The organism is Polynucleobacter sp. AP-Melu-500A-A1, assembly GCF_018882125.1.
Taxonomy (GTDB): Bacteria; Pseudomonadota; Gammaproteobacteria; order Burkholderiales; family Burkholderiaceae; genus Polynucleobacter.
Map to the genome: position 1 here is coordinate 143,103 of NZ_JACVOZ010000005.1, position 10,138 is coordinate 153,240.

Annotated in this window: 11 protein-coding genes; 1 reads left to right on the forward strand and 10 read right to left on the reverse strand. The window is 41.9% G+C overall.

Going from position 1 to position 10,138, the window contains the following annotated elements; genetic code table 11:
* Positions 1 to 35: 35 nt before the first annotated feature.
* Together ICN38_RS11235 and ICN38_RS11240 are read right to left on the reverse strand one after the other, a co-directional pair.
* Positions 36 to 1,760 carry a hypothetical protein gene (locus ICN38_RS11235; RefSeq protein WP_216257181.1) on the reverse strand — a complete coding sequence of 575 codons (1,725 nt, stop codon included), beginning with the start codon at positions 1,758 to 1,760 and terminating at the stop codon, positions 36 to 38.
* A gap of 78 nt (positions 1,761 to 1,838) precedes the next feature.
* Positions 1,839 to 2,864, reverse strand: coding sequence for an acyltransferase family protein (locus ICN38_RS11240; protein WP_216257182.1), 1,026 nt, complete (start codon positions 2,862 to 2,864; stop codon positions 1,839 to 1,841).
* A gap of 80 nt (positions 2,865 to 2,944) precedes the next feature.
* On the opposite strand from ICN38_RS11240, the gene ICN38_RS11245 reads away from it, so the two are divergent.
* Entirely contained in the window at positions 2,945 to 3,634 is a 690-nt protein-coding gene (locus ICN38_RS11245; RefSeq protein ID WP_216257183.1) for a diphthine--ammonia ligase, read from the forward strand.
* Here ICN38_RS11245 and ICN38_RS11250 read toward each other — a convergent pair.
* From ICN38_RS11250 to ICN38_RS11285, 8 genes are all read right to left on the reverse strand, one after another.
* Positions 3,631 to 3,867 (reverse strand): hypothetical protein, encoded by a 237-nt coding sequence (locus tag ICN38_RS11250; RefSeq protein ID WP_216257184.1) that lies wholly within the window; start codon positions 3,865 to 3,867, stop codon positions 3,631 to 3,633. The two genes, ICN38_RS11245 and ICN38_RS11250, sit on opposite strands and share 4 nt — an antisense overlap.
* 93 nt (positions 3,868 to 3,960) lie before the next feature.
* Positions 3,961 to 4,479: a pilin gene (locus ICN38_RS11255; RefSeq protein WP_216257185.1), complete on the reverse strand. Its 519-nt coding sequence runs from the start codon at positions 4,477 to 4,479 to the stop codon at positions 3,961 to 3,963.
* A gap of 129 nt (positions 4,480 to 4,608) precedes the next feature.
* Positions 4,609 to 5,316 (reverse strand): TerC family protein, encoded by a 708-nt coding sequence (locus tag ICN38_RS11260; RefSeq protein WP_216257186.1) that lies wholly within the window; start codon positions 5,314 to 5,316, stop codon positions 4,609 to 4,611.
* Between the two features lie 86 nt (positions 5,317 to 5,402).
* Positions 5,403 to 6,296, reverse strand: coding sequence for a succinate--CoA ligase subunit alpha (gene sucD / locus ICN38_RS11265; protein WP_216257187.1), 894 nt, complete (start codon positions 6,294 to 6,296; stop codon positions 5,403 to 5,405).
* A gap of 15 nt (positions 6,297 to 6,311) precedes the next feature.
* On the reverse strand, positions 6,312 to 7,481 hold the full coding sequence (gene sucC / locus ICN38_RS11270) for an ADP-forming succinate--CoA ligase subunit beta (protein ID WP_216257188.1): 1,170 nt from the start codon (positions 7,479 to 7,481) through the stop codon (positions 6,312 to 6,314).
* A gap of 189 nt (positions 7,482 to 7,670) precedes the next feature.
* Positions 7,671 to 8,213: a recombination regulator RecX gene (gene recX, locus ICN38_RS11275; RefSeq protein WP_216257189.1), complete on the reverse strand. Its 543-nt coding sequence runs from the start codon at positions 8,211 to 8,213 to the stop codon at positions 7,671 to 7,673.
* A 4-nt stretch (positions 8,214 to 8,217) separates the two neighbouring features.
* Complete coding sequence (gene recA / locus ICN38_RS11280) at positions 8,218 to 9,309, reverse strand: recombinase RecA (RefSeq protein ID WP_216257190.1); 1,092 nt, start codon at positions 9,307 to 9,309, stop codon at positions 8,218 to 8,220.
* Between the two features lie 119 nt (positions 9,310 to 9,428).
* Positions 9,429 to 9,962 (reverse strand): DUF2878 domain-containing protein, encoded by a 534-nt coding sequence (locus tag ICN38_RS11285; RefSeq protein ID WP_216257191.1) that lies wholly within the window; start codon positions 9,960 to 9,962, stop codon positions 9,429 to 9,431.
* Positions 9,963 to 10,138: the final 176 nt, after the last annotated feature.

Here is a 10,138-nt window from a genome sequence, read left to right on the forward strand (position 1 = left end):
AGGCCTCACAATATTGAAAAGGCTATCCTTAAAATTTATTTGAATGTTGCAGACACTAGTCCAATACCCAACAACCGATCATCATCCTTTGAAATTCCTGCATCAATTGGGGAAATTGCATTTTTAGAAAAAAACTGAATTTCAAGCTTTTGTTCTGGGTCCACTTTTAAACCGTTAAGATTGAACTCTATATTATTAGAATCAAAGCGTTCCAAAGTAAATGATTGAGGCTCACCACCGTTTGCACGAATTTCTATAAACTGTCTTGGATGAATTGGGGAAATTAAAGCCCTAAGAGACAATGTAATAGATTTAGAATTTTTAGGCACATTAAAAAAATTTAATGTTGCACCATCTGGCTTAGACCATATACCCCAGGATTCTTGAGCCTCCCAATTGATGCCTAAGAAATGCTCAGCACCATAATCTTTAGATGCAAATAAAATTGGCTTATTTAATTTAATCTTCAGAAGTTCATTAGGTAATTTTGGCTTCTCGTCTTTTGGAACATCCTTACAGAGCATTTTTTGATTTGTAATTAATTCATAGGCTTGATTAATTTTTGTCGAATCTAATAAAAAGTTTTTATTAGCAGTCCTTGGGTATTCAATAAAATACTTCCAGCTAAATAAACTAAAAAAAATCAAACTTATGGCATAAGCAATTATGCTCACAACCTTTGACGATATCCATCTTCCTAAAATATCTAGAATACAACCAGTTAAGAGTGCATAGAATGGCCAACACCCAATAGATCTGAGTGCATGTGGTGCACCTTGATTGGCTAAGGCCGCCGGGAGGATATTTGCTGCTATACCTAATAGTGCGATTAAAAGAATTTTTTTCTCCTGCGAGGAGAAAAAGTTATATTTATTCCTAATCAGAGCATTAAAAATAAAAATAATACCCACAATTATTGCGAATAAATCCAGCCAACTCAATTCCCCAAAATACTGAATTGAATGTCTAATATTTTGATCACCACTTAAAAATAAAAATTGAATATTTAAGTGCGAAAAGAATTGCTTAAAGCCAACAATAATTAATTCCCATGCACTTAATGAATTATATTGATTTGAAGGGTAATTTCCCCATAAAGCTAATAATTCTGAACGTGCAGAAAATTCCGGAATCTGCATCTGCATTAATAGCGGTATAGCAAATACCAAGCCCCAAATAGAAATAAGAATTTTTTCTCTTTTTCCAATGCCAGGTAAAAAGATTAGTAGGATTGGTATTGAAATACGTAATGGAGAATACGAATATGCAGCTATTGAAAATAATAATGCAATTAGTGTAGGCCTTCTAAATTGATAGCAAGCCCATAACGCGGCTACTAAAAAAAATATGCCAACTGGGGGATCCCAAGCAATTCGCGAAAAATGAAAAGACCACGGCATAATACTTGCTGACAGAGCTGCAAATAATGCTACTTTCCTGGTCGATATATTTTTTACCCAAAGATAAAATACTAGAGTGGTTGAGCAGCTTATAAAAACTATAAATGCCCTGAAAGCATAAATTGAATTTCCAAAAATTCCACTCCATAAAGCAGCCCCATACAAATACGCAGGCGTGTAAAAGGCATCACTTACCCCAGGGGAAAATAGTGGAAGAAAGTTGCCGTAGAAATCTGTGCCGCCCTCCCAAATACAAATTGCTTGCACCGCTCCCGCAGCTTCGTCAACGTAGAATCCTGGGGGGGAATTTTCTAACCCTATAAATCGGAATATATTTAAAAAAATTATTAAATAAACCATTAATTATTAGAGAATTTTAAAAAATATTTTTTCATAATTTTTAATTCTACAGCTTTAGGTGAGAAGTTAACTTTAGCGTTATCTCTCCCCCAACAATAAGGTCCTAAATCCTGGAATCCTATTAATGCCATAGGCTATCCCTACACTCATGAGCAGCGGTGCAATCACCTTAGGCGAATAAGCCAAAAAGAAATAATGAATTGCATAAATACCAAGAGAGAGTTGTCCGCAAAGAATCAAGAAGTTCTTTATTAGCTTGATATTAGTTTCTGAAATCCATTTAGCTATCCCAAGAATTAAAAAAGAGCCACTAAGAGCAACTAAACCAGCGTAAAAATAGCTCAGCGCCAGCGGGATCCATGTCACTCCATCAATATTGTCAGCAGCGGTTCTAGACCAAAATGGAATGAGTGCAATAAAGATAATCCATGCTGGTAAATATTTCCAAGTTGATATCTTGAGATAAAGATATTTATAAAAACCAATACCAAGTACATAGTAAATAAAGTATGGCCTTATCAAACTAAGACCTGCACCGCGAGGGGTATGTTCTCGTATAGCCCACCAAATCAATATCATCAAAACGATTTGTACACGGCCATCACAAATCCATTTAGTAGCTTCTTTTAATCTCCCTCTTGTAGATAGCTCATAAATCACCGAGAAAAAGATATTAAAAAGTGCTGCCAGAACGATGCAATAGAAAATCGCCAAAAGAAACCAGAGCGCAGTATCAGGACGCCTAAATGCCAGAATTAAAGCAGACATCACATTATCACTATGGTGATAAATCAACTGGTTGATGACACACCAGGCGATAAATGGTAGTAATAAACGAACTGCAGCTTTAGCTATTTTTGTTTTAGCCTGCTGAAGGTTAGCCTTTATTCCATGCTGCACACTGTCCGATTGAAAAGCTATCGCAGCTACTGCACCCGATAGAAAGACAAATAAGGGCATATGAAAGGAGTAAATGACCCTGAACCACAGAAGATCATCAAAATTCTCAGAGCTACCCTGAATTACATGGCCAACGATAACCAGGATGATCGCCAAGCCTTTGGCAATATCTAAGAAGGTATCTCTATATTGATTTGTTGTCATTATTTTTAGCTGCAATAACTGCTCTATTTTGCAGATTACCTATAGACTATAAAGCTAAGCGCGATCCTATAATCAAACTTATGAATAGCAAAGCAATGGCATCATGGAGCGGGGGCAAAGATTCTTGTCTGGCTTTGTGGCGCGCCCAAAAGCTGGGAATGAATATCACCCACCTTCTCACAGCTCTTGATGAATCAGGGCTCAAAACTCGCTCACATGGAGTCAGTAAAGCACTCATACTTGCCCAGGGAGAGGCCTTGGGTATACACAATGAGTTCATATCTGCCTCTTGGCAAGACTACGAACGAGATTTCATTAGCAAGCTTGAGCAACTTCATGCAGATGGTATTACGCAGGCAATCTTTGGAGATATTGACTTAATTCCTCATCGCGAATGGGAGGAGAAGGTCTGCACATTAGCTAATATGAGCGCCCTTCTACCGCTTTGGAATGAAAACCGAGTCTCATTGGTAAATGAGTTCCTAAATGCAGGCTTTAAAGCAAGAGTGACTTGTGTGGATGGCCGTTTTTTAGATGAGTCTTTTGTTGGGCTTGAGTTTGACGCTCAATTTATTGCCAGCTTGCCAGCAGGCGTAGATGCCTGTGGTGAGAACGGAGAGTTTCATACCTTTGTCTATGATGGCCCGAATTTCTCCCAACCAGTGAGATGGAGAAGCTTGGGGAAACAAAAATATGTTTCCCCAATTGAATACGGCCAACTTAGTTACTACTTTGATCTACTGGATACTGAGATAGATTGCCAAATTTAAAACTGCTGATTAGCAGCGCCATTACCGCAGAACTTTGAAAACAGTAGGATCCAAGTCATTCGCATATTAGAGACATCGAGGCCTGCAGGCTTTGGAATATTTTTCTCAACATAAGAAGTAATCGTACTTGCAGTGTCATCTTTAGCAGGCTCACAAAAGCCTCTTGCCACAACGCTGATGAGAACAAATAACACTAAAACTATCGCAATGATGGAAATGATTTTGTTACTCATGTAATACCCCGCTCTTTTATTGCCAGGCCATTAGCCTAGATGGTTTTATTCTACAGCGAATAATCCTCAAATTCTAGTAAGTGAAATCTACCATCATTTACCAATTCTGCACTCAGATGGCAATAACTGAGAAATCAGATTAGTCTGCATTGAACGACAAGTCCATCCACCGGACCAAGTTGAACCCTCTGGCTTAGATAAGTCAATCGACTTAGGTACATTGGCATCCGGATCATTGGTCGGAATTAAATGCAGAGTATTTTTTCCTTCTGGGGCGACGCTATTTTGAAAATCAATTGCGATTGCACCTGATGGGGTGATTTCAATTAACTTCACACTACGTGTTGGTGTAAAGGTAAATGAGCCATAGGTCGCCTCATCCATAGGAACTGTTCCACGACTGGCAAAAGCCTCTGTGACAGATAACTTGGCACTAGAGGATAAATTCATACCCTCAACTACGCGACTTCTGGCAATGTAGTCTTGATATTGAGGCACTGCTACAGCAACCAAGATACCAATAATGGCAACTACCACCATCACCTCAATCAAGGTAAAGCCTGCTTCTGATTTTTGCTCTTGTTGATTCACTTCCTGATTTCCACTATGCATATCTTCTGGCTCCTGAGTCGAAATACCTCATTCTCCAGTCTATACCTCTTCATTTATAGGGGGCCCGATGTCAGAAAAGCCAGCTTTAGAGGCTGGCTTTTCTGGTTTATTACTAATCAGATTGCTGTTTTAAACAGCTTCTTTTTTGGCATTCTTTTTCTTAAGGTAGGTACCCACCAACAACACAATGGCTACTCCGATACCTTCAAAGATCATGTGAGCATCTTCCATGGCACCCTGGATAGATTCACGAATCGCTGGATCTTCAACCAACATACCGCCAGCCAATAAACCTAATAAGCCTGCACCCAAAGTAATAATGATGGGGAAACGATCCATAATTTTGAGAAGCATGGTGCTACCAAAAATGATCAATGGAATAGAGAGTCCTAGACCAATGATGAGTAATGCTAAACGCGTTTCTTCTGGGCCTTTTTGCGCGGCGGCAGCAACAGCCAACACGTTATCCAAACTCATGACTAAGTCAGCGACCAAGATTGTCCGAATAGCACCCCAAATATTTTGGTGGCCATGCATTTCTTCATCTTCACCACTATCGGCCAATAACTGAACACCAATATATAAAAGCAAAATTGCACCAATGATCTTGAGGTATGGCAAGGTCAATAACTGAACAGCGGTCACAGTTAATACCACACGCAAAATAATTGCGGCAGCACTACCCCAGAAAATAGCTTTCTTTTGTTGAGCGGGAGGCAAATTGCGTGATGCCAATGCAATCACCACAGCGTTATCACCTGATAGCAAAATATTCGCAACAATAATTGAAAGTAAGGCCGCCCAGAATGCTGGCCCAGAAAATGCTGAAAAATCCATTATGTCTCCTACGTTTTTTTATGTTTTAACTACTAATTACTACAAAAAGAGTGCTGATTAATCAGCACTCTTTTTTTCTTGCGCTATTACAACATGGCTTTCAATAAAGCAGCCATTTCAGATGGGTTCTTTGTTACCTTAAAGCCACACTCTTCCATTACGGCAAGTTTGGCATCCGCAGTATCAGCACCACCAGAAATCAAGGCGCCTGCATGACCCATACGCTTTCCAGGAGGCGCTGTAACACCAGCAATAAAGCCCACTACCGGCTTTTTCATATTATCTTTACACCAACGAGCAGCTTCTGCCTCATCTGGTCCACCGATTTCGCCGATCATGATGACAGCATCTGTTTCTGGATCGTCGTTGAACATTCTCATGATGTCGATGTGCTTTAAGCCATTGATTGGATCACCACCGATACCAACTGCTGTGGATTGACCTAAGCCGATAGCTGTTAATTGACCTACCGCTTCATAAGTCAAAGTACCAGAGCGGCTAACCACACCAATACGACCCTTCTTATGAATATGGCCAGGCATGATGCCGATCTTGATTTCGTCAGGCGTAATAATTCCGGGGCAATTAGGGCCAAGCAATAAAGTTTTCTTACCACCGGCCGCTTCTTTAGCTTTCATCTTGTTGCGCACTTCAAGCATATCGCGCACTGGAATACCTTCAGTAATACAGATCACAAAATCAAGGTCAGCTTCAACGGCTTCCCAAATTGCTGCCGCCGCGCCTGGAGGCGGAACATAAATAACGGAAGTTGTTGCGCCAGTTTGCTGAGCAGCTTCTTTAACGGTTCCAAAAATAGGAATATTAAAAATGGATTCGCCTGCTTTTTTAGGATTTACGCCAGCGACGAAACAATTCTTACCGTTTGCGTATTCCTGACATTTTTCTGTATGGAACTGACCAGTCTTACCAGTAATACCTTGAGTAATGACTTTGGTGTTTTTATTGATCAAAATAGACATATTGAAATTCCTGGATTATTTGTTTTTGGCAACAGCAGCAACTACCTTGGTAGCAGCTTCAGCCATTGAATCAGCGCTAATAATTGGCAAACCGGAGTCGACAAGAATCTTCTTACCGAGCTCTTCGTTTGTACCCTTCATACGCACAACCAAAGGTACAGTCAGGTTTACTGCTTTACATGCGGTAACCACACCATCAGCAATCACGTCGCAACGCATAATGCCGCCGAAGATGTTCACCAAAATAGCTTCAACGCTCTTGTTCTTGAGCATGATCTTAAATGCTTCGGTCACTTTCTCAGCTGTAGCGCCACCACCAACGTCCAAGAAGTTTGCGGGCTCACCACCGAATAACTTAATAGTGTCCATCGTTGCCATCGCCAAACCAGCGCCGTTTACCAAGCAACCAATATTGCCATCTAAAGAGATGTAAGCAAGGTCAAACTTAGAGGCTTCGATTTCAGCAGGATCTTCTTCATCTTCATCGCGGTACGCAACGATTTCTGGATGACGGAATAATGCATTTGGATCAAAGTTAAATTTAGCGTCAAGAGCCTTGATCTTGCCATTACCTTCAAGGATTAATGGGTTGATCTCTACCAAGGAAGCATCGGTATCCCAGTAGGTCTTGTACAAATTCTTAAACACGTCACGTGCCATTGGAATAGAGGCATCAGGTACGCCAATACCTTTTGCAACAATATCGCAGTCTGCATCTGTCAAACCAACTAATGGATCAACAAATACCTTGATAATTTTTTCTGGATGAGATTCTGCAACTTCCTCAATATCCATACCACCTTCACTTGAAGCCATGATCACATTTTTTTGTGTCGCACGGTCTGTCACGATACTGAAGTAGTACTCTTTTTTGATGTCTGCGCCATCTTCGATTAAGAGGCGATTTACTTTTTGACCTTCTGGTCCAGTTTGATGCGTTTTGAGTTGCATGCCCAAGATTTCAGAAGCGTATTTCTTCACTTCGTCCATGCTGCGAGCTAATTTCACGCCACCGCCTTTACCGCGACCACCTGCATGAATCTGTGCTTTAACTACCCAAACTGGGCCACCCAGTTTTTCAGCAGCCTTCATTGCCTCATCAACACTAAATGCAGGGATGCCGTTTGGAACAGGCACATTGAATTGGCGAAGAAGTTCTTTGCCTTGGTACTCGTGAATTTTCATAATTACTCCGAAACGGTATCTTTATTTGCAAGCGATGAGGATTAGTAAAACCGATGTCGCCTGAATCTCATACCTACTCTGAAAAATAGCTAAATTAGCCAATTTTGAATAAATGCGAACGGCTTGACCGACTCTATAAGTCTAGCATGCTGCAACGCGTCAAACCCAGATTCCCGATCCGTAATTGCCCTAATCTTGGCGCTGGCCGCCAATAACCTTCGAGACTACGTCAGAACTAAAACCCTTAGAAGCCAGGAAGCGATATTGCCTAGCGCGCTCCTTTTGTTCTTTAGCTAATGCGCCAAACTTTCTGAACCACAGCTCATAGGCACGTTGATATTCGGTCTCTTTGAGGGTTTTCAGGAGCTGAGCTGATTTACCAGAATCTACGCCCGCCCTTTCAAGCTCATCTTGGATCTTGCGGGTTCCGTAACGCTCGCTACGTCGGCGTACTAAAGCCTCTGCAAAACGCTCATCTGAGAGCCAGCCTCGTGCCTCAAAGTCGTCCAAAATAGCCTCTATATCGAGAGGGCTAGCTTTAAGGGGAGAGATCTCAAGGTCAGCCTCGGACTCACTCTTCGCTAGCTTGCCCCATCTTGCGTTAGACTCGGCCAGCTTTGCTGCCAGACTTTTACGACTGTATTCTCGTAAAGACAAAAGGCGCAAAGCCCGAGCTTTGAGACTCGGGCTTTGTTTAGCGCCTTTTTTTGCTTTACTGGTTAGTTCTGACATCGAACTATTCAACTTCCTCTTCTTCACTCAGTACATCGGTAACTACGGCTGAGCCCGTTTTGACACCTAACTTCTCACGTATTTTCGCCTCGATATCTTTAGCGATTGCTGGGTTCTCTTTTAAGAACTCGCGCACATTGTCTTTACCCTGACCAATGCGATCACCGTTATAGCTATACCAAGAGCCTGACTTTTCAACGAGATCGGCTTCTACACCCATATCGATAATTTCACCTTCACGAGAAATTCCGGCACCATACATGATGTCGAAAATAGCTTCGCGGAATGGAGGAGATACTTTGTTCTTTACAACCTTTACGCGGGTTTCGTTACCCACAACTTCATCGCCCTTCTTGATGCTACCAATACGGCGGATATCCAAGCGCATAGAGGCATAAAACTTCAGAGCATTACCACCAGTAGTAGTTTCTGGAGAACCAAACATCACACCAATCTTCATACGAATTTGGTTAATGAAGATAACTGTTGTATTAGTACGCTTGATAGCGCCAGTAAGTTTGCGCAAAGCTTGGCTCATCAAACGGGCTTGCAAGCCTGGTAATGAATCGCCCATGTCGCCCTCAATCTCAGCCCTAGGAACCAAAGCAGCAACTGAGTCAATGACGATTAAATCAATGGAGCCTGAGCGTACTAAAGCGTCAGCAATTTCTAAAGCTTGCTCACCAGTATCTGGTTGAGAAATGAGTAAGTTGTTTACATCTACACCAAGGCGTGATGCGTACTGAACATCCAAAGCATGCTCAGCATCAATAAAGGCGCATGTACCACCTAACTTTTGCATCTCTGCAATGGCATGCAAAGTGAGTGTTGTTTTTCCGGATGACTCTGGACCGTAAATCTCAATGACGCGACCACGCGCTAAACCGCCAACGCCCAGTGCGATATCCAAACCGAGTGAACCACTCGAGACGACTTGAATATCTTGATTGATTTCAGCATCGCCCAATCTCATGATTGAACCCTTACCAAATTGCTTCTCAATCTGGGCTAAGGCTGCTGTTAATGCTTTTTGCTTGTCTCCGCTCATTCCCTCAAATTCTGAGGAGGCTGATTTTCTTTTCTCATCCAAGGCCATTTTTTGATTCCTTTTCGCTATGTATTGGGCTTTTTCCCGAAGTTTTATTCACTGTCTGACAACTTAGAAGTTACTGTATATAAAAACAGTAGTATTTGCAAGCGACTTTTTTAAGGAATTTACAGATTTTTTCCTAAGACACCCTCGATTGGGGTCTGATCCCAGTAGAAAAAGAGGGGAATGGCGATTGCCCAGACCAAGCTAATGAGGCAAATACCCACAATTTGAGCTCCAGAACCCCAATTTGCAGCGCCCAATCGAATACCCGCCTCATAAGACAAAGGACCACAAATGGCCCCTAGAACCGAACCTAAAATGGGGTTTTTACGCAACCAAGACAAAGAGCTATTGAGGGTGCTAGCGACTAAAAGCCAGAGTGCCCACATCCACGCAGGCGATACCAGTGGCGAAGGCCAGGCATCCTGGAAATCTATAAGACCTAAATACATGATCAGGGTATCGGTTGTGATTCCATAAAGAAGCACCTTAGCTAGTAGGCTGAACTCCTGCTGAGAGTTGGGGCATCGCCAAATATGGAAAGCAATATAAGCCAAGGAGCCCAAGACTGCCCAAACGACCTGTTGATGAGCCGCACCCAGAACACAAGCAAACCAGCCAACCTGAAAAAAGACAAAGTTCCAAAATTTAATCATGGCTTAATTCTATCCGCCAAAGAAAAAGGCCACTACCGATGGGTAATGGCCTTTGTACGACTCGACACATAGTTAACACTTTATACCGGACACATACTTTACAGTTTTTGGCATAGGAGGGACCACTCTATGCCGTGGAATGAAAGTACGAAGATGGATGAAAAGCTCAAATTTGT

Bases quoted from the DNA above. Each gene is read 5' to 3' on its own strand.
- recX (WP_216257189.1), bottom strand. From the start codon at position 8,213: ATGTCAGAACTAACCAGTAAAGCAAAAAAAGGCGCTAAACAAAGCCCG.
- recA (WP_216257190.1), bottom strand. From the start codon at position 9,309: ATGGCCTTGGATGAGAAAAGAAAATCAGCCTCCTCAGAATTTGAGGGA.
- ICN38_RS11245 (WP_216257183.1), top strand. From the start codon at position 2,945: ATGAATAGCAAAGCAATGGCATCATGGAGCGGGGGCAAAGATTCTTGT.
- ICN38_RS11255 (WP_216257185.1), bottom strand. From the start codon at position 4,479: ATGCATAGTGGAAATCAGGAAGTGAATCAACAAGAGCAAAAATCAGAA.
- ICN38_RS11250 (WP_216257184.1), bottom strand. From the start codon at position 3,867: ATGAGTAACAAAATCATTTCCATCATTGCGATAGTTTTAGTGTTATTT.
- sucC (WP_216257188.1), bottom strand. From the start codon at position 7,481: ATGAAAATTCACGAGTACCAAGGCAAAGAACTTCTTCGCCAATTCAAT.
- ICN38_RS11285 (WP_216257191.1), bottom strand. From the start codon at position 9,962: ATGATTAAATTTTGGAACTTTGTCTTTTTTCAGGTTGGCTGGTTTGCT.
- ICN38_RS11240 (WP_216257182.1), bottom strand. From the start codon at position 2,864: ATGACAACAAATCAATATAGAGATACCTTCTTAGATATTGCCAAAGGC.
- ICN38_RS11235 (WP_216257181.1), bottom strand. From the start codon at position 1,760: ATGGTTTATTTAATAATTTTTTTAAATATATTCCGATTTATAGGGTTA.
- sucD (WP_216257187.1), bottom strand. From the start codon at position 6,296: ATGTCTATTTTGATCAATAAAAACACCAAAGTCATTACTCAAGGTATT.
- ICN38_RS11260 (WP_216257186.1), bottom strand. From the start codon at position 5,316: ATGGATTTTTCAGCATTTTCTGGGCCAGCATTCTGGGCGGCCTTACTT.